The 20,631-nt window shown below is 39.5% G+C and carries 17 protein-coding genes and 1 rRNA gene; 16 read left to right on the top strand and 2 right to left on the bottom strand.

Going from position 1 to position 20,631, the window contains the following annotated elements:
- Positions 1-150 precede the first annotated feature (150 nt).
- The 8 genes from rrf to AAAT26_RS08395 all read left to right on the top strand — a co-directional run bounded on the left by rrf (position 151) and on the right by AAAT26_RS08395 (position 10,358).
- A 5S ribosomal RNA gene (gene rrf, locus AAAT26_RS08430) occupies positions 151-267 on the top strand.
- Between the two features lie 357 nt (positions 268-624).
- The gene (locus AAAT26_RS08425) at positions 625-1,485 is read left to right on the top strand and encodes a polysaccharide deacetylase family protein (RefSeq protein WP_349209092.1); all 861 of its coding nucleotides are present in this window, start codon (positions 625-627) and stop codon (positions 1,483-1,485) included.
- Positions 1,486-1,493: 8 nt separating this feature from the next.
- Complete coding sequence (locus AAAT26_RS08420) at positions 1,494-1,988, top strand: MogA/MoaB family molybdenum cofactor biosynthesis protein (RefSeq protein WP_155086521.1); 495 nt, start codon at positions 1,494-1,496, stop codon at positions 1,986-1,988.
- A 225-nt stretch (positions 1,989-2,213) separates the two neighbouring features.
- Positions 2,214-2,645, top strand: a complete 432-nt coding sequence (locus AAAT26_RS08415) for an RrF2 family transcriptional regulator (RefSeq protein WP_287552376.1) — start codon at positions 2,214-2,216, stop codon at positions 2,643-2,645.
- Between the two features lie 84 nt (positions 2,646-2,729).
- Positions 2,730-4,118 carry a cytochrome ubiquinol oxidase subunit I gene (locus AAAT26_RS08410; protein WP_004695363.1) on the top strand — a complete coding sequence of 463 codons (1,389 nt, stop codon included), beginning with the start codon at positions 2,730-2,732 and terminating at the stop codon, positions 4,116-4,118.
- Entirely contained in the window at positions 4,109-5,128 is a 1,020-nt protein-coding gene (gene cydB, locus AAAT26_RS08405; protein WP_287507815.1) for a cytochrome d ubiquinol oxidase subunit II, read from the top strand. The genes AAAT26_RS08410 and cydB overlap by 10 nt, the downstream gene beginning before the upstream one ends.
- Positions 5,129-5,328: 200 nt before the next feature.
- Positions 5,329-8,916, top strand: coding sequence for a thiol reductant ABC exporter subunit CydD (gene cydD / locus AAAT26_RS08400; RefSeq protein ID WP_349209091.1), 3,588 nt, complete (start codon positions 5,329-5,331; stop codon positions 8,914-8,916).
- Positions 8,917-9,188: 272 nt separating this feature from the next.
- Positions 9,189-10,358 (top strand): hypothetical protein, encoded by a 1,170-nt coding sequence (locus AAAT26_RS08395; protein ID WP_004695368.1) that lies wholly within the window; start codon positions 9,189-9,191, stop codon positions 10,356-10,358.
- Between the two features lie 129 nt (positions 10,359-10,487).
- Here the strand turns inward: AAAT26_RS08395 and AAAT26_RS08390 are convergent, their stop codons facing one another.
- Positions 10,488-11,072, bottom strand: a complete 585-nt coding sequence (locus tag AAAT26_RS08390) for a DUF805 domain-containing protein (RefSeq protein ID WP_004695370.1) — start codon at positions 11,070-11,072, stop codon at positions 10,488-10,490.
- Between the two features lie 21 nt (positions 11,073-11,093).
- Positions 11,094-11,927, bottom strand: a complete 834-nt coding sequence (locus AAAT26_RS08385) for a pyridoxamine kinase (protein WP_156696947.1) — start codon at positions 11,925-11,927, stop codon at positions 11,094-11,096.
- Between the two features lie 135 nt (positions 11,928-12,062).
- Between AAAT26_RS08385 and AAAT26_RS08380 the strand changes: the two genes are divergently transcribed.
- The 8 genes from AAAT26_RS08380 (at position 12,063) to AAAT26_RS08345 (ending at position 20,537) form a co-directional block, all read left to right on the top strand.
- Positions 12,063-12,995, top strand: coding sequence for an ABC transporter permease (locus tag AAAT26_RS08380; RefSeq protein ID WP_004695374.1), 933 nt, complete (start codon positions 12,063-12,065; stop codon positions 12,993-12,995).
- Complete coding sequence (locus AAAT26_RS08375; protein ID WP_004695376.1) at positions 12,988-13,887, top strand: ABC transporter permease; 900 nt, start codon at positions 12,988-12,990, stop codon at positions 13,885-13,887. Before AAAT26_RS08380 ends, AAAT26_RS08375 begins: the two co-directional genes overlap by 8 nt.
- Positions 13,887-14,867, top strand: a complete 981-nt coding sequence (locus AAAT26_RS08370) for an ABC transporter ATP-binding protein (protein WP_349209090.1) — start codon at positions 13,887-13,889, stop codon at positions 14,865-14,867. Before AAAT26_RS08375 ends, AAAT26_RS08370 begins: the two co-directional genes overlap by 1 nt.
- Positions 14,867-15,814 carry an ABC transporter ATP-binding protein gene (locus AAAT26_RS08365; protein WP_004695381.1) on the top strand — a complete coding sequence of 316 codons (948 nt, stop codon included), beginning with the start codon at positions 14,867-14,869 and terminating at the stop codon, positions 15,812-15,814. Before AAAT26_RS08370 ends, AAAT26_RS08365 begins: the two co-directional genes overlap by 1 nt.
- Before the next feature lie 12 nt (positions 15,815-15,826).
- Complete coding sequence (locus AAAT26_RS08360) at positions 15,827-16,645, top strand: serine hydrolase (protein ID WP_105087037.1); 819 nt, start codon at positions 15,827-15,829, stop codon at positions 16,643-16,645.
- Positions 16,642-18,243, top strand: coding sequence for a peptide ABC transporter substrate-binding protein (locus tag AAAT26_RS08355; protein ID WP_004695386.1), 1,602 nt, complete (start codon positions 16,642-16,644; stop codon positions 18,241-18,243). The genes AAAT26_RS08360 and AAAT26_RS08355 overlap by 4 nt, the downstream gene beginning before the upstream one ends.
- A gap of 89 nt (positions 18,244-18,332) precedes the next feature.
- On the top strand, positions 18,333-19,271 hold the full coding sequence (locus AAAT26_RS08350; protein WP_004695389.1) for a S66 peptidase family protein: 939 nt from the start codon (positions 18,333-18,335) through the stop codon (positions 19,269-19,271).
- A 126-nt stretch (positions 19,272-19,397) separates the two neighbouring features.
- Positions 19,398-20,537, top strand: a complete 1,140-nt coding sequence (locus AAAT26_RS08345; protein ID WP_008603490.1) for an amidohydrolase — start codon at positions 19,398-19,400, stop codon at positions 20,535-20,537.
- The last annotated feature ends 94 nt before the right edge of the window (positions 20,538-20,631 follow it).

Genomic DNA, 20,631 nt, shown 5'->3' with positions numbered 1-20,631 from the left:
ATGGTAGATAGGCCAGGTGTGGAAGAGCCGTGAGGTTTGGAGCTGACTGGTACTAATCGATCGAGGGCTTTACTTAAACAAAACATTAAGCAGAATGTGCAACAAATATATATACTTCTATGTGGTTTTCAGAGTACAAACTCTGACAGATTCAGTGGCGATGGCTATGAGGATCCACCTGTTCCCATCTCGAACACAGTAGTTAAGCTCATAAACGCCGAAAGTACTTGGCTGGAGACGGCCTGGGAGGATAGGAAGCCGCTGATTAAGCTAAAGGCACACCTAAGGGTGTGTCTTTTTTTTATGTATAGCTTCCTATCCTCCTAGGGGACTTGGTGAGCAGGGCAGTAAAAGCAGGGCAGTAGAAGATGGAGGAGTGAAACGACGACAGATTCACTGCATCGCTTTCTTCCGAACGTAAGATTTACCGAACTGCGAAGCAGAGAAGGGAAATCCACAGTGAGGAAGCAAGTAGGGCAAGTTAAAGGTAATAAGAATTAAGCGACGACAGATTCATTGTATCAATGGTTTTTATATTAATCTTATGAGGAATTTTCTTGATAATAGCCACTTATATGTGGTATTCTCATTATGTATGTAAGTCGATGGGAGTGATTATTTTATATGTATAAATATGGCAAGAGCTGTATTAAAAAGTTGTTATATTGTATTGCAATATGTATTGCAATTTTAGCGGTTTCTATTGGGGCTATGTGGGGACTGTCTTCAAATTATAAGTTATATGGTGTACCGGTACTCAATTATCATCAAATAAATGATGAGAAACATTCCGCTTTAACATTGCATGTGGATCAGTTTAAGGAGCAGATGGAATACCTCCATAATCATGGCTATAATACGATTACATTGAATCAGTTGTATGAGTATTTACAAAATGGTTCGGATTTACCAGAGAAGCCTATAGTAATAACATTTGACGATGGTTATGTAGATAATTATGAACATGCATTGCCTATATTAAAAGAATATAATATGAAAGCTACTTTGTTCATGATTAGTGACGCTGCCAATACGCCTGGTTTTGTAAACACTGCACAAATGCACCAAATGGAGTCTGCTGGTTTTGACATTCAAGGGCATACAAATCATCATAAGATACTAACTCATATGGATCCTACAGAATTGCCTGATGCCATTCTCGGTGGTAAAACATCTATGGAAGGTATCTTAGGAGAGCCTATCAATTATTTGGCGTATCCTGGTGGTTTTAATGATATGCTCGTTCAATATGTTACTAAACAGTCTGGGTATAAAATGGCTTTCACAGTCCAACCGGGGACAGTAAAGCCAGGGGATAATTTATATGCTCTAAATCGACTAGCTGTATTCCAAGGAGATACACCGTATTTATCTTTCTGGTTGCGCCTACATTGTGCACCGCTTATTAAGTATACATGGGCATTGCGTGATACATTACGCGATAATGGATGGACGATATTGGCGTCTATTGTGCCTTTATTTTAGGAGGAACTATGTCTTACGAAGTTGTAGCAAGACCATTACGTGTTGCAGTATTAACTGTATCTGATACTCGTACATTAGAAACTGATAAAGGAGGCAACAAAGTTCAAGAATTTTTGGAAGCAGCAAATCATATTGTAGCAGATCGCAAAATTGTAATTGATGATTGTGAGGCTATAATAAATGCTATGACTCCATGGTGTAATGATGAGTCTATTGATGTCATTATATCTACTGGGGGAACTGGTATTGCTATGAGAGATGTTACCATCGAGGCTGTAAATAGCTTATATGAAAAGCATATTCCAGGTTTTGGTGAAATCTTTAGATATTTATCCTATACGGAGGATATTGGGACAAAAGCAATGGCATCTCGTGCAGAAGCTGGTGTTAATAACAATACTTTAATGTTCTCCGTTCCTGGGTCTGTAGGAGCTGTTACCTTGGCGATGAGCAAACTCATCATTCCTGAAATGGGGCATTTGGTGCGAGAAATTACAAAATAATACATATATTGAGACTGCTCTTTTGTGGAGCAGTCTTTTTTGAAAGTGCGATTATAATAAGCATTTTGTGGAGATTAAATCCGTCATTGAGGAAATAAAGCATGTGCATGAGAACTAAGTGAATTTTTTCGTTATAAACAAAACAATACCATTGCAGTATTGTTTTATTTCATTTATACTAGATTTAGTAATACGTTTGTCCGAGTGCATGAGAAAGGAGACTTTATGAAGTTAAATCAGGCCACGGATTATGCATTTCGCATGGTCTTACATATGGCGCTACTACCTTCGGGTTCGAAGATAACTGGTGCTGTATTGGCTGAGCAAGAGTTGATTCCAGAACGCTTTTTGCTTAAGATTATGCGTAGTCTCATTGCAGCAGGGATTATGAAATCCTTTCGCGGTGTAGATGGCGGATTTGCCCTGAATCGAAGCCCTCAAGAGATATCGTTGCTCGATGTGATTAGAGCAGTAGAAGGGGATGCGTATTTACAACGTTGTTTATATGATGTAGGTTCTTGCTCTAAGTCTTGTAAGGGGCATTGCGCTATAAATGAAGCAATGGGCGTGATTCAGCATCAATTGGTCAATCAGTTGGAAGAGGTTAATTTTAAGACCCTTGCCCAACGAGAACAGTTGATTATTGCTGAGGCTTGAGCTTTTTTACAGTCGCAATGATGCAAGGTTTTTTGTAAAAGCTCGTCAAGTGATGTTAGTATTTTATTCTAAGGAGGAAAACACATGTTTGAAGCTGTAGATTTAGCCCGATTGCAATTCGCGCTAACATCTATCTATCACTGGTTATTTGTGCCGTTCACACTAGGTATGACAGTGACTGTTGCTGCTTTAGAGTGGACCTATGTGTCGACTGGTAAAGAAGTATACAAAAAAATGGCTAAGTTCTGGGGTAAATTGTTCCTAATTAACTTTGCCATGGGTGTGGTGACTGGTATTGTTCAGGAATTCCATTTCGGTATGAACTGGGCAGAATATTCTCGTTTTATGGGTGACATTTTTGGTGCCCCATTGGCCCTTGAAGCATTAATGGCATTTTTCTTGGAATCTACATTCATGGGCGTTTGGATTTTCGGTTGGGACCGCTTACATAAATGTGTTCATGCCCTTGTAGCTACATTTGTAGCGTTAGGTACTAACTTATCTGCGTTCTGGATTCTCGTAGCAAACTCCTTTATGCAACATCCTGTAGGCTTTGTATTACGCAATGGCCGTGCAGAGATGGAAAATTTCCTGACCATCGTTCAAAATGGCTATGTACCTGGACAATTTTTCCATATCGTATTGAATGGTTTATTAACAGCTGGTGTAATTATTATGGCAATCAGTGCATGGCACTTATTGCGTAATAATGCGACAGAATTCTACCGCCGCTCCGCTAAATGGGGCATGGTTATCGCACTTGTATTTGGTACTTTAGGTGCATTAGCTGGTCATCATCAAGGTCAATACATCACAAAAGTACAACCTATGAAAATGGCTGCTATGGAAGCGTTGTGGGAAACACAAGATCCAGCGCCATTCTCTTTGGTAGCTAATATTGATACTAAAGCACAAAAGAATACAGGTGCTCTTGAAATTCCTGGTGGTTTATCCTTCTTGACTCAAAACTCCTTTACGTCTGGTAAGGTAGAAGGTATCAAAGACCTTCAAGCAAAAGCGGAGGCTCAATATGGCCCTGGCAACTATATTCCAGATGTTCCAGCAATCTTCTGGACATTCCGTGTCATGGTAGCATCCGGTTCTCTTATGTTACTTGTTGCCTTTGTAGGGCTTATCCTAAATGCAAAAGACAAGCTTGTTGAAAATCGTACATTCTTAAAAATTATGTTCTGGATGTTGCCATTGCCATTCATCGCTCACTCCACTGGTTGGTTTGTAGCGGAAGCAGGTCGTCAACCATGGCTTGTATATGGTTTGCAATTGACTGCAGATGGTGCGTCTAAATCCGTAACGGCTCCAGAAATTATGACTACAATCATCGGTTTTACACTTGTGTATATCGTGGCTGCTATCGCGGCTATCTACCTTGCTGTAGAACACATTAAAAAAGGTCCAGATGGAAATCCATCTCATGATGTAGTTGAAAAAGAGGAGGCAAGATTATGGAATTAATTTTTAATAACCTTGAAGTGGTATGGTTTATCTTAATTACTGTACTATTCGCTGGCTTCTTCTTATTAGAAGGTTTTGACTATGGTACTGGTATTTTGTTACCATTCATTGGTAAAACTGACGTTGAACGTCGACAAATGATCAATGCCTTAGGTCCTGTGTGGGATGGTAATGAAGTTTGGATGATTACTGCCGGAGGGGCATTATTCGCATCCTTCCCTCACGTGTATGCTACATTATTTAGTGGATTCTATTTGGCTCTATTCTTGATGCTTGCAGCTCTTATTATTCGTGGTGTATCCTTTGAATTCCGTTCTAAGAGCCCTAATTTGTTATGGCGTAAAACATTCGACTACTGCATCTTCTTTGGTTCCTTGATTCCTGCACTATTGTGGGGTGTTACAGTAGGTAACTTGATTCAAGGTACTCCAATTGATGCAAGTATGACATATGTTGGGACTTTTTCTGATTTATTAAGTCCATACACCATACTTTGTGGTATTGCGTTCATTTTGGTATTTACATATCATGGTGGTTTATTTACTTCTATTAAAACAGCTGGTACTGTTTCTGAGCGCGCTCGTGCGGCATCCTTGGTAGTAGGTGTTCCTACAGCTATCGGTGCATTGGCATTGGTAGGTGCAACTTACGTGTATACAGATTTGTTTAATTCTGTATTAGCTATAGTTTGCTTTGCATTAGCTATCGTGTCCTTCCTCATTTCTTGGGGTGCAGCACGCACTCGAAATACAAAATGGGGTTTCTTATTCAGTTGTTTATCTGTTATTTCTGTAACAGCCGCATACTTTGCAGGTTTGTTCCCTCGCATCATGGTTTCTTCTTTGAATCCTGAGTGGAGCTTGACTATTACTAATGCAGCTAACTCTACTTATACGTTGACTTTGATGACTTGTGTAGCCTTCGTATTTGTGCCAATTATTTTGGTTTACCAATCTTGGGTATATTGGACATTCCGTCATCGTGTAACAGAAAAAGATTTACACTATTAATAGCATAGCTTTACAACTTATGTAAGTTGTAAAAGTTAGGTTTTAATGTGAGGCGTGCCGTAGCGGCACGCCTCTTTTTTATGGTAAGATGAATATAATATTGATAAATTTAGATTCGCTTGGACTCTTGTAGGCTTAGTAATAGGGATTTAAATTTGTTTGAGTTTATATATTTAAATAGATTTACCGTAGAGGATAGTATGATACAGCGTACCGCATTTAAAGCGCTGCTAGAACATAAAGGACCGCTTGTGCTACTCGGCTTAACCTGTTTAGTAGAAAGTCTGTCCATTGTTGGGCAAGCCTGGTTCTTTGGAACCTTAATAAATAATCTTATATTTTTGGAGCATACACTAGCTGACGAAACGAACACCATTATTTATTTGTTTATTGCTATTATTGTGAGATTGGTGGCTCATTATGTTCAAGAGGCGGTAGCAAATCATTTGGGAAGTGCTGTAAAAGCATCCTTTAGAGAACGCTCTTTGGCGCATATGTTTAAGCTCGGTATACAGCATAAGGAACGTCATGGCGATGTCATCCATATGCTTACCGATGGTTTAGAACAAGTAGATGCTTACATAGCACGTTACATTCCGCAGATTTTATATGCTATTATGATTCCTCTTATTATGGGGATTGCCATTGTAAATACATTGCCAATAATTGGTATTATTTTGATTGTTACGGTGCCTTTAATTCCATTTTTTATGATCTTGATTGGGAAGCAAGCTGATCGATTAAATAAGGAACAATGGGAACGTATGAGCTTCCTATCGGGGCATTTTTTAGATGTACTACAAGGGATTACTACGCTAAAGCTCTTTGGCCGTGCAAAGGATCAAATTAAGGTTATTGGTCGATTATCTCAAGAGTTTAAAGATTCCACTTTACGCGTGTTGCGCGTAGCCTTTTTATCTGCATTAGTACTTGAATTAGTGAGTACAATTAGTACTGCTCTGATTGCGGTATATTTAGGTCTAACCTTATTAGATGGTGAAGTCACATTCTTTTCAGCCTTCTTTATTTTGTTGTTAGCGCCGGAGTTCTATACTCCATTTAGACAATTGGGGGCAGCTTTCCACACAGGGATGGCAGGGAAAACATCTATTCTGAAGTATGAAGAATTCATGCAGCGTCCACCTTATTTACCAGTAGGTGGTGAGTCTAAACTTGATAAGCCTATACAGGAAATTGCAATTAAAGATTTAACTTTCACCTATAAAAATAGTGAGAATGGGGTACACCACATTACGCTGCAGGCTGAACGTAATGCACCTATTATGCTCGTTGGTGAAAGCGGAGCTGGTAAATCTACTATGGCCCATATTGTTGGAGGGTTTTTACAGGCTCCGAAAGGAACAGTTACTATCGATGGCATTGATATATGTGATTTAGATATCAACTGGTGGCGTCAGCAAATTATCTATGTATCTCAACATCCACATATTATGAAAGGGTCCTTGCGAGAGGTCTTATCCTTTGGTATGGATGTAAGTGATGCAGAGATTCTTGATGCGTGCAAAGAAGTTCAGCTATTAGATGTTATTAATCGAGAACAAGATGGGCTTGATGCGGTTATCGGTGAAGGTGGGTTAGGTCTTAGTGGAGGCGAGCGGCAACGTATTGCTTTAGCTCGTGCATTCCTCCGGAAGGGTCAAGTATTGATTCTTGATGAAGTGACAGCACATCTAGATGTAAAAACAGAAGCTATTATAAGTACAGCTATTCAGCGTTTGATGGAAAATAAGGTTGCCATCATTATTGGGCATCGATTACAAACTATGCATTGGGCATCTAAGCTATATGTCTTGAAAAATGGATCAATTCTTCAAGAAGGTTCTTATCATGACCTACTTGAAGAAGAGGGGTATTTTAAAGACCTTGTTACATCTGGCTTAGGGCAATTATCAGCAACTCTTGAAGAACCATTGTATATTGGAAAACAATTTGATTCAGAGAATACATTGGTCGTAGATACACCTATCAATAGTACAGAGCATTTTGTTAAATTTGTTAAATATACTGAGACCTTTAAAGATAATGCAAAAGGTTCTAATATGGGCTTACAAGGTTGGAAATTGTTGTTTTCTGTATTGAGTCCCGCTAAGTGGTCATTAGTATTGGCCTTGCTATTTACATTCTTAACAGTGTTTATGAATGTTGGGCTTTTGACAGTATCCTCTTGGCTATTGGCATCTGCCGCACTGCAACCAGGACTTACTTATTTAAGTCTTGCAATCGTAGGAGTTCGATTCTTCGGTGTTAGTCGTGCTGTATGTCGTTATTTTGAGCGCTATACATCTCATCGCATGGCATTCCAAGGACTCTATGGCTTGCGCTTGTGGTTTTATGCTCATTTGGAACCATTGGCACCTGCTATACTCAAACGGTTTGGGGCAGGTGATATGTTGGGACGCATCATGGGGGATATAGAGGTATTACAATTCTTCTACTTGCGCACTTTGATTCCACCCGTAGCAGCCGTTGCCTTGACTATATTGATTGCATATGGAGTTTCTACAATTGACAATAGTTTGATTATACCTATTCTTTTGTCGGCCTTCGTATTAGGTGTAATAGTACCTTTGGTTGTTTATTCGTATAATAAAGAATCTTTACGTACGATTGGGCCCCAACAAGGCGATTATAAAGCGCTTTTAAGTGATACTATGGATAGTTTGGAAGATGTGATTAGTTATGGCAATGAAGACATGGTATATAAGCGTATTCAGCATATGATGCGCAATGTAGATGCTCAAAAAGGTACTATTGAGCGAGGCATGAATATGGGTAATACACTATTCATGGGCGGCGTTCAGTTAACTGTAGTTATTGTAGCTATTATGGCTTCTAATGCGTTAACAGGTGCTTGGGCTAGTGTTATGGTAGCGGTGGCTGCCATTGGCACACAGGCTTGGTTTGAAGCGTTACAGCCTATGATTGCTGCTGTTCATCATGGTGCAGAAAGTAAAGTTGCTACAAGTCGTCTCATGGCTCTCAGTAATGAACCGATATCTATTGTAGAACCTATATCACCAAAATCATTTAACCCTAATGATGATATTATTTTTACAGATGTATCCTTTGGTTATGATGAATATCGCCATATTTATGAGAATCTCAGACTACATATTCAGCAAGGGAAATCCATTGCTATCGTTGGTGCTAGTGGGTCTGGCAAGACGACATTATTTAATATGCTTGAGAGGTTATATGATTATGGTGGATCCATTCGTATAGGCTCGGTGGAGTTGAAAGATATTTCAATTGATACTTGGCGTAATGCATTGGGGACTATAACTCAAGATACGTATATTTTTAATGCTTCCTTTAAGGATAATATACGCCTTGCAAGACCTGAAGCTTCTATGGCGGATTTAGATCAAGCCATTAACCGTGCATCATTGCGATCGGTAGTTGAAAAATTACCAGAAGGTATGAATACGATTGTAGGGAGTGGAGGGCAAGGTTTGAGTGGTGGTGAACGTCAAAGAGTTGCATTAGCTAGATTGTTCTTGCGCAATCCTAAAATCGTTTTATTAGATGAACCTTTAGAAGGCTTGGATCAAGTAACAAGAAAAGCTTTACATCGTGACTTGATGCATTATGTAGAGGGTAGGACATGTCTATATATTACGCATCAATTGGAAGGTTTAGAACAAATGGACCGGATTTTATTTATGGATAAAGGGCAAATTGTTGAAGATGGAACGTATGAAGAGCTAATGGCGCTTAAAGGTCGTTTCTATGAATACTGTTATTTATCCATGGCAAGTATTCAATAAAACTAAATATCATTTAAAGTATCTATTATTAATGCTTAATTATAGATTTGAACAATGTTTAATATTACGTTGCAATTTAAGATCTATTATGAATATTAAATTATAATATGACTAATGTTTAACTACATTAATAAGGCCCCTTTTACTATGCAAAAAGGGGCTTTAATTATATTTATATTTAATAGTATATGTAGTATACTTTTATCGATAAATCATGCAATATATGGTATAATTTTTGTGTTAAGAGCTATTATTTCACCCTTGGAGGGGTTATGACTAAAATCTTCACCAAATTACGAGCTTTGGTGGATGAAGCATTATCTGATCGAGATGCGGTGGTGGATAAGGCGCCCGTATTAGAAAAAGCACCTTTAGAACAAGATTTGTTTGACCATCGCTTATTATATATAGAAGAAGATATGGTTAATCGCATGTTGCGTGCCGCTCTTCGTAATCATTGGTTCTTTTATGCTGTAACATTTGAATTTGAACCAAACAATCAAATATTCCTATCCATTATTACAAAATGGGGGAATGTGATTAATGTGGAATTCACCTTAGAGGATTTATGGTTCGATGATTATTCATCATCCTTTGCCATTCGTTTAGATACAAATAATATAGATACAGGTGGGTTTATTTTGAACTCTATTTTACACTTGTTGGGTAACTGGTGTCTAAGTCTCTTCGGTATTTTCTTTAACCCTATTGCATTAGGTGAAAAAGGATCTACTGTACGCTTTGAGAAGAAGGGTATAATTCAGTTTGACTTATTACCTAATACACAAGTGAAGAAATTCATACCCATGCCTGAGCGCCATATTGGTAGTAATGGACCCGTTCTCTTGGGTAACCCGCGTACCAGTCAATCTGTGTTACAGTTGGATTACTATGCATTCCATGATCCTGTAGATACTTTTACAGTACCTGATGTGCCAACTCGTACTAGCTGGCTTCGTTCTATCGATATTGCAGCGGTTCTTTTATTGCCAATAGGTGTATGGATTACATTTATTATCTTGCATCACTACTTACCAACAGAAACATTGGAATTTTCATTCTCTACATACTTTTTAATTTCCTTAGGGATTTTTATCATTTCCTTCTTGGTTATGAATATTCCTCGGTATTTGTACATGTATTTTGATTCTCGCAAACAGTGGCAAAGTGCATTTGTACATAACAATATTAAAATTCAAATGCGTAAACTACACCGACGCATCTTCATGCAACAAGCTACATTGACAGCTGATTGTGATGAGTATACTGCTAATGAAAGCCAAGAGCGAATTAAACACCTTTTGTTGCAAATTCGAGATAAACGATTCCTTGCAAATCGACTTAAAATTGCAGATGATGATAGAGCGCGTAAACAAAAGGTTAAGTTTATTATTGCATATATAGGTTGTACTTTGATTGAGTTGATGTTGTTAATGAACTAATATTGTAAAAACAGAAGACATAATAAAAACGTATCTCTTTGATATGTACTCTCTTTACTGGTTGTCCAGTAAAGAAGGTATATATTACTTATAGAGATACGTTTTTTATTGTAGGGTGTTAATTTTTAATTATCGCTTTTTGCGTCGCTTACGAACTGTTTTTCGACCTTCTTGTTTTTTGTTAGATATAGGAGTCTGTATTGGTTCATAAACTGTCCGATTTACAGTCATAAATGGAGGGTTGCCATATTGATTAGGCTCAGGTTGTCCTGGCAATACCCAGAATAGGAAGCCGATGAGCCATATAAAAAGCTCTAGCATGTAATTGAATGGAGATACGGCAGAGTAGGTATTGATGAAAATCATGATTACCGACCAGAGGATTCCTGCCCATGCATTGAAGCCGATATCGTGAATACGACGGCCAAATAAGACACAAGATAAAGGAAAGAGGGTTGCCAATAAGAGCCAAATAATGACCCTAGTCAACCAATATGCTGGTAGTGATACAACAAAATCTAAGAATATGTTATCGATGTAGTGGACAATATGAAATAAAATCATTAAAGCGATGAAGCATATGATAAATTGTAGTCGATTTAACCGTCCCGTTAAGTTAAAAATCGATAAACCCATGCGACGTCCTTGGAATGCAATGAGCAAACCGATGGTACATATGAGCAGTGTTCGTAATACAACATAAAGTAAATCCATAAGTTCCCCTTTATTTATAGCTTATAGTTGAGTTAATTCTGGCAAAACTAACTCAAATGCGACTCCATGTTTTAGCGATTGTACTGTATCTAATGTTGCTTGAATCGCGTTGGTAGTAAAATTCATTGCCAGTTCTGCCGCATCATAAGGAGAATATCCCCTCATTACAGCACCAGATAATACAGCAGTAAAAATATCTCCTGTCCCTGTAGCTTTTACAGGAACCAGAGGTATAGAGTATGTTTTTAAAAAGTCTGTAGGTCCATCATAGACCGCAATAACAGCATGTGTTTTCGATGGGACGCTGGTCATGATAACCATTTCAGGGCCCATGTGATGTAATTGTTTACATCGCTCACGTAATTCATCTTCGCTAATAGGATTTGTTGAGAATGGAATATCTAATAAGAAGCATGCCTCAGTATAGTTTGGCTTTACGATGTGGGCCTTAGATACAAGTTGGCGCATAGCTACAACCATATCAGGAGTATAAATGGAATAGAGGCGACCATCATCGGCCATTGCGGGATCGACGATAACCATCTGACCATTAGAGGCAAATCGATCGATTGCTTCTTCAACGAGGTGAATTTGTTCTGGTGATGCCAAGAATCCACTTACGATAGCGTGAAAGTCAATTTCGTTTTTATCCCAGCAGTCCATAAAATCTCTCATATGAGCAGATAAATCAACGAATTCATAGTGTGGATACTCTAAGTGATTGCTTAGTACCGCTGTCGCCAAAGGAACCGCCTGACAGCGCATGGCACTGATGATAGGAATCATAACAGTAAGGGCACAGCGTCCGATAGAGCTCATGTCTTGAATTGTTAAAACTCTAGGTACTGCTACCATAGACACCTCCAAATAATCATATATTTTATTGTACGTTATGTGAGCCTTTCTGTAAATGTAATGATGTTAATCATGAAATTAACTTCATAATGTAGTATAATAAAACGAATAAACTTTTTATGGAGGAAAGTGACAATGACGAGGTATGTATTTCGACGCCTAGGTGGCGCAATCATAATCTTATGGGTCATCATTACCGTAACATTTGCATTAATGCATGCGATACCTGGTGGGCCTTTTACAACAGAAAAGAAATTACCGCCTCAGGTGAAAGCAAGTATCGAGGCTAAATATCATCTCGATGATCCTGTATGGAAACAGTATGGAGATTATTTAGGTGGCGTCATTACAGGTGACTTGGGCCCATCATTTAAATATGAAGGCCGTAGTGTAAACGATATAATTGGTGATGCATTCCCAATTTCCGCACAGCTTGGCTTATTATCTTTAATGGTAGCTATAGTTGGTGGTATTACAGCTGGTGCGATTAGTGCCATGAGACCTAATAGCATTGTAGATTATGCGGTAACTGTATTATCTACAATAGGGATTTCGGTACCAACATTTATTATCGGTGCTGTTCTTGTGTACATAGTAGGCTTTGAATTGGGATGGTTCCCGGTAGCCTTATGGCGTGGCCCCTCTTACATGGTGTTACCTGTGTTGACATTAGCAGCGCAACCGATGGCATTTATTGCTCGCTTAACGCGCAGTGGTTTACTTGACGTTTATCAACAAGAATACATTCGTACAGCTCGCGCAAAAGGTCTAGGTTCTTGGACCATTTTGACACGTCATGCCCTTGGCAATGCAATTTTGCCAGTTATTACGTACTTAGGTCCATTGGCAGCTAGTTTGTTAACAGGCAGCTTTATCGTAGAAACAATTTTTGCGATTCCTGGTTTAGGTCAGTATTTTGTAACATCTATTTATAACCGAGACTATACGGTTATTCTTGGTATTACGATTTTCTATAGTGCACTTGTAGTATTTCTTAATATTTTGGTGGACATGATTTATCCATTAATCGATCCACGAGTTACAACGGAGGAGGGGACAGATGAATAAGGAAGACTTTTTACCTATTGAACGAGCCCCTCAAGAAGAGATTACTAGCTTTATAAAACGTCCTAGTAAATGGGAACGATTTAAGGTAAATCGTTTAGCTGTAGTTGGTGCAACCATCATTATTGTGATGATGGTACTTGCTATTCTAGGTCCACTTATTTCACCTTATACCTATGCGGACCAATCCTTAATTGATGCGAACCAAAGTCCAAGCTTTAGCCATTGGTTTGGTACGGATACATTGGGCCGTGATATCTATACGCGTGTTATGTACGGCGCTCGTATTTCCTTAACCATTGGTTTTGTAGCAGCTTTTATTAATCTTGTGATTGGCGTTGCTTATGGCGGTATTGCGGGTTATATAGGTGGCAAGGTAGACCGTATCATGATGGGGATCGTAGATGTTTTGTACGGTATTCCACTTTTACTATACGTAATCTTATTGATGGTTGTACTTGGGCCTGGGCTAATCTCTATTTTTGTAGCGTTGGGGATTGCGTATTGGCTTAATATGGCCCGTATCGTACGCAGCCAAATTTTGAAAGTTAAAAACGAAGAATACATCATTGCAGCAGAAGCTATGGGTATTCCTAAGCATCGAATTTTATTGCGTCATATTTTACCAAACTGTGTAGGGCCGATCATTATTACTTTAACATTGGCCATTCCTGAGGCTATTTTTACAGAAGCATTTCTTAGTTTTATCGGTTTAGGTGTAAATGCACCTATGGCGAGCTGGGGCGTACTAGCTTCTGAAGGTATTAGTAGCATGCGCTCTTATCCGTTCCAATTGATTTTCCCAGCTGTTGCTATTAGTATTACCATGCTTGGTTTCGCATTTTTTGGCGACGGTTTACGCAATGTATTAGACCCTAAGGAAGGAGATAGATAATGAATAATGCTATTGTTGATGTACGTAATGTATCTATTACCATCAATACCTTTCAAGGTCTGTTGCGAGTTATTCGCAATCAAGATATTTCTTTATACCCTGGTGAGATTTTAGGTATAGTCGGGGAATCTGGGTGTGGTAAATCCGTTTTAGTTAACTCTTTAATGGGCTTATTGCCATATGGTAAAACTAAAATTAAAGCGGATACATGCATGATTGATGGTCATGATTGTTTAGGATTTACTGAAGATGATTGGAATGAACTTCGTGGTACGACGGTTGCCATGGTGTTCCAAGATCCTATGACCTCCTTGAATCCTATCATGACCATTGGAGAGCAAATGTATGAGGTTATTCATCGTACAAATGCGTATGGTGAAGATTACGATGAAAGGGCCATTGCCATCGATTTATTGAAGAAGATGGGTCTGTCTACACCGGAACGCCGGTTATCTCAATATCCTCATGAGTTGAGTGGCGGTATGCGTCAACGCGTATGTATTGCCATGGCAGTGGCCGGTCGTCCTAAGATTTTGATTTGTGATGAGCCCACAACAGCTCTTGATATTACTACAGAGGCACAAATTTTGCGCCTTATGCAAACATTAGCCGTAGAGGCTGGCATAGGGATTATCTTTATCTCTCATAACCTACGTGTTATTGCTCAAATTTGTGATCGGGTTATGGTTATGTACGCAGGTAAATGTGTTGAGTCTGCTACAGTAGATGGTATTTTTAGCGAGCCTCGTCATCCATATACTTTGGGGCTGTTGCTTGCATTGCCTCAAGGTAAATGGCACGGCGAATTGAAGGCTGTTGAAGGTCAACCACCTGATCTATTTGATTTACCTCGTGGATGCGCATTTAATCCTCGTTGTAAATGGGCTATGCGAATCTGCGGTAGTCGGGTTCCGATGGTTACAAATGTTGGTGAAAGTCACCAGTTTACATGTTGGTTAGCTAAGTTGGAGGGACTTTAATGAGTTACGTATGGGAGACTGACAATCTCGTTAAAGAGTTCACCCTGTCAGGCGGCTTATTTAAGCCAAAACAAACGGTACACGCCGTACAAGGCGTGAGTCTATATCAATCACCAGGGGAAACCCTAGGTATCGTAGGTGAATCTGGATGTGGTAAATCTACATTTGGTTACACTTTGATGGGTTTATATCAAGCTACATCTGGTTCTATTTATATGAATGGTCGACATATCAACCCTTATGTGGATAGAGAGTCTGTTCACCCGGTGATGCAAATGGTATTTCAAAATCCTTATGCATCCCTTAATCCGCGGCTTACGGTTAATGCAATTTTAGAGGAGCCTTTAGAACTGGATCCAAAGTATACACCCCGAGATCGCGTGATTCGTGTAAAAGAGGTGCTTGACCAAGTTGGCTTAAATATGTCATTTGGTGAGCGTTATGCTCATGAACTATCTGGTGGGCAACGTCAACGTATCGGCATTGCACGGGCTCTTATTATGGAGCCTCAATGTATCATTTGTGATGAGCCGATTTCTGCATTAGATGTATCTATCCAAGTGCAAATTATGACATTACTAGAACGGTTACAAGAACAACATGGTATTTCGTACCTCTTTATTTCTCATGATTTAAATATGGTGCGCTACATTAGTCATCGCATGGTTGTTATGTATTTAGGTGCCGTCATGGAAGAAGGTCCTGCATTGGACTTATATGAATTCCCTCAGCATCCGTATACCCGTGCATTGACGGCCTTAAATGGTCCAGTTATGCCACATGCACCAATTGGGGCACCGCTTAAAGGGGATCCACCAAATCCACTAGATCCACCAAAAGGGTGTCTGTTTAGTGGTCGATGTCCAGAAGCGGAAGGGCGTTGTTTTACAGAACGTCCGCCACTTAGAGATTGGGCAGATCGCCGCATCGCATGCTGGCACATATAATGGGAGAATAGTATGGAAAAACTAATTGTTGGCAAGTCCTTGGAACATCAACTAGATACAGTCATTAAAGAATTGGCACCAGCAGGGAATATATCTTATGCGGTGCTACAATTTGATGATGAAGAGGAACCAACACTCATCGCAGCTAGAGGTGAAAATACTGTACATTCTAGTGCGAGTTTAATTAAGGTACTTATCATGGAATATGTCTTTCATTTAGCGCGTACTGAGCAATTGGACATTAATGATACAGTTCCTTTATCTAGAACTCCACGCGTTGAAGGTGGCGGCGCACTACAAGAGTTAGTTGGTAAACATAGTTTTACATATCTTGAGTTATGTCGTCTCATGATGGTTCTTAGTGATAATATCGCAACAAATCTACTCATCACAGTGCTCGGCATGGAAAATATCAATGCTCGTGCAGAAAAGCTTGGTGTGGATGAGATGGAGCTTAATCGTATGATGATGGACCTTAACGCCCTAGCTGAAGGTCATGATAATCACATTACAGCTATGTCGTTAGCTCGTTTGTATAAACACATTTTTGAATGTCGTGATAGAGATGCTTATGGCAGAGAAATGTGGAATATCTTAGGTCGCCAACAATTCCGTGATATCTTACCATTTTACTGGGGAGAAGGCATACGCTTTCACCATAAAACAGGATCCCTTGATCGTGTAGAACATGATGGGGGTGTAATAGAAACATTTAGGGGTCATTTTTGTTTTATCCTTTTAATGAGCGATATCGATAATGACCGAGGTAAAGAGTTAGGCGCTCGAGTTGGGCGCATCATGAAAGAATTTGTAGAGGAAGCATTGCCATGATGGATAAACGAAACTTGTTAAAACTCATGGTCCTCGCTCTAGGGGTGAGCGTACTCTTATTCGTATTTGGGTACCCTCGTGGTGTTCAACCAATCGATGAACACACAATCCGCTATGTTATTGAGCAGGAACCATCCACATTGGATCCCGCAAAGTCTACTACCTCTCCGGAGGCTACGGTTCAACTTCAATTATTCGATGGTCTAGTTCGTTTGAATGATGAAAGTGAACCTGAAGCAGCACTTGCTAAAAATTGGGACATCTCCGATGATGGTCGTGAGTATACCTTCCATTTACGACCTAATTTAAAATGGTCCAATGGAGAGCCTTTGACGGCTTATGACTTTGAATACGCTTGGAAGCGCGTATTAGACCCTGAAGTCCATGCGGATAATGCATATATGTTATATGTATTGGAAAATGGTGAAGCTTTTAATACGGGTAAAGCTGCAGCTGAAGATGTTGGGGTTAAAGCTATTGATGAGGATACATTGGTAGTTACCTTAGAAAATCCAACGGCTTATTTCTTGAAATTATTAGCGTCTCATAGCTATTACCCAGTGAGTAAAAAAGCAGTAGAAGCTCACGAAAACTGGGCGGCTAATGCGGAAACAATAGTATCTAATGGTCCATATCGTTTACTTTCTTGGAAGCATAATGGGGAAATGGATTTCATTAAGAATCCAAACTATTGGGATGCAGAATCTGTGAAGACAGAGAAAATGAATTGGCCTATTAGTGAGTCTCAAAGTACACGCCTTACCTTAGTTGAAGGTGGCGAAGCTGATATGACGGTTGAGCCTCCTGTAGCGGATCAAAAACGTCTAGAAGAAGCCGGCCTATTACATATTGGCCCTATGCTTGGTAACTACTATTACGTATTCAATGTGAAAGCAGAACCTTTCACAGATCCAGATGTGCGTAAAGCCTTTTCTATGGTTATCAACCGTGCTAATATTGTTAATAATATTGTTAGAGGCGGTAAAGAGCCAGCTTATGCATTCGTACCATATGGTATGCTTGAAAGCAATGGTCGTGAAGACTTCCGTGAAGCTGGTAGCTATCTCGTATACGAAGATGTAGAGCAAGCCAAGGAAATCCTGAAAAAGGCTGGCTATGGCAAGAATCGTCCATTGCCGCAAATTACGATTTTGTATAATACAAGTGAATTACATAAAGCTATTGCAGAAGCGATTCAAGATGCATGGATAAATGCATTTGGCGCAGATGTACGCTTACAAAATCAAGAGACAAAGGTATTCTTGGCAGACCGTGAAGCTGGCAAGTACCAAGTAGCTCGCGCTTCTTGGGTTGCCGATTATAGCGATCCACAAAACTTTTTAGAGGTATTCTCTGCTGAAGATAACGATGGTCAGTATCATAGTGATGAGTATAATGAGTTGATTGCACGTATTCGTACAACTCCAAATGGGGCGGCTCGTGATGCGTTGATGCATGAAGCAGAAAAGATGATTTTTGATGAATCTCTTGTTATGCCGTTGTACTTTACAACACAACCATATGTGACAAACGGAACAATTCAAAATTATTTCTGGACCACATTGGGACTTGTTGACTTTAAAAAAGCATACAAATAAGATACACTTAAGACGTACACTTTGTGTACGTCTTTTGTTGTATGGGAATATTAATATATTATAAGTTAACAGGTATTTTCTGAGGATATATGGACTGGATTGAACCAAAACGTTTGGCACCGGGGATGACCATAGGTATTATGGCACCTGCTAGTGCTAGCGATGAAGATTTACATAGAATAGAAGAAATTTGTAAGGCTAAAGGCTATAAGGTGCTTGTAGGTGAAAGTGCAAGGAGAAAGGGGCTATATGGAGGCACACCTGAGGAGCAAGCCGTAGAATTTCAATACATGATGACTGTGGCTCCTTGTGATACGGTTCTTGCCTTGCGCGGTGGTTATGGCACGATGCGCTATTTAGATTTATTAGATTATAAAGCGATTCGTAAGTATCGGAAGGCTTTTGTTGGATATAGTGATTGTACAGCACTTCATATGGCTATTAATCGATATAGCCGCCTCATTACTTATCATGGACCTATGGGGGTAGATTTTAAATTAGACCGTAAGTCAGATATTGATACGCTATTTAATGCTTTAGAAGGCAAATTAAAAGTTATAGAACCCTTGCCAGAGCCTCCCCGAGGTGCGATTGGCACAGAACTCGGTGAGGGTATTTTACGAGGTGGTAATATGACGATGGTATCCATGTTATCGGGAACGCCTTATTTTTTAGAGAATGAATCATGGGAAGATACCTTACTATTTATTGAAGATGTAGGGGAGGCTCCTTATAAGCTGGATCGCATGTTACAACAATTTCGACTCAGCGGTTTGTTGAGCCGTATTAAAGGCTTAGTCATTGGTATCTTTACAGATTGTGAAGGAGATGAAGATGAGCGTGATTACGATTTAGGTTATGAAGCATTGCGCTATATGGAGGAAAATAGAAATCCAAAATTACCAGATCCTTTTGTATGCTATGTGCCAACGGGACATGGGGCGCCACATCAAACATTACCGCTAGGAGCGACGATTAGCTTTAGATATATTTCTAATACCATCATCGTTCATCCTTATACGAAATAGTTAAGAGCTTTTGGATGAACGATTTTACTTAATAGGCAAATAGATATTAGATAAAAATAGTAGTTACCGTGATATTAGGTAATAAAATAATAGGTAATAAGATATTAGATAATAACAAGGGGAGTTATGACACTACAAGAACGAGAGGCTCGCGCCTGTGCCATCATAGATAGTATGGCACGGGAATTGCGTGCAGTTTCCATATATTTACACGATAATCCTGAATTGGGCTTGAATGAGCATAAAGCAGTAAAGGTAATTCACCAATTCTTAGAAACACATAATTTTATATCTCATGTAAGTCTAACTAATCGGCCAGAGTTACAAACAGCGTTACGGGGCGACTATAACGGTACTGCACGGCATAAAATAGCCTTCTTAGGTGAATATGATGCGTTACCGGAACTAGGCCACGGCTGTGGTCATAACCTTATTGCTATGATGAGCTTAGGTGCTGCTGTTGCTTTTAGTCAAAGTGCACCACAGGATTGGGGTACAACATTCTTTGGGTGCCCTGCAGAGGAAACTATCGGTGGTAAGGTATATATGGCAGAAGCCGGTCTTTTTAAAGGCTATGAGGCAGCACTTATCATTCATCCAGGTGGAGAAAATGAGGTGGGAGGTACATCATTGGCGACACATCCTCTAGAGGTTACGTTCCATGGACGTTCTTGTCATATTGCATCCTTAACAGATTCAGGAATCAATGCCTTAGATTGTGCGGTAGACTTATATCAAAGGGTAAAAGATTTAAAAAAGACCTTTCCTAAAGGTGCTATTGTAGGTGCCATCTTTACAGAGGCAGGTACGGCACCAAATGTGGTTACACCAAAGGCTACGATTCGTATGACTGTTCGTGGTAGTACAGTGGATGATTTAGAAGGTATTATTTTGCCGGCTATTAAAGAGGCAGCCCAAGAAATCGGTTCATCCTATGGAGCTCAAGTTGAGATGCATCACTATGAGCCACTCTTTAAGGATATGCGTCAAGATAAACAGTTATTAAATCTCTTTAAAGATGTGATGACTGAATTTGGTGAAAGCCCACGTATATTGCCTGATGATGAGGCGGATGGTAGCACTGATGTAGGTAATGTGTCTTACGAAGTACCAACAGCACAGCCTACCTTGCAGATTGGATTAGGTTTAGAAGCGCATACGCCAGAATTTACTTGTGCTGCTGGATCTGACTATGGGTTAGACCAAGCGATTAAGGGTGCTAAGATTATGGCTGTTGTAGCCTTGCGTTATGCGATGTGTAAGTAAGTTCAATTTTTGACATATAGAGGTCAAAAAGGTACAATAGATATAATATTTAAGTAAGTATGAAATAAGCCGTCTTCAACAAGACGGCTTTTAT

Origin of the sequence: Veillonella parvula (genome assembly GCF_040094895.1) — a bacterium.
In the GTDB taxonomy this organism is placed as follows: Bacteria; Bacillota; Negativicutes; order Veillonellales; family Veillonellaceae; genus Veillonella; species Veillonella parvula_L.
Note: the sequence above shows the minus strand (reverse complement) of the source record. Positions and strands in the feature narration are given on the sequence as shown.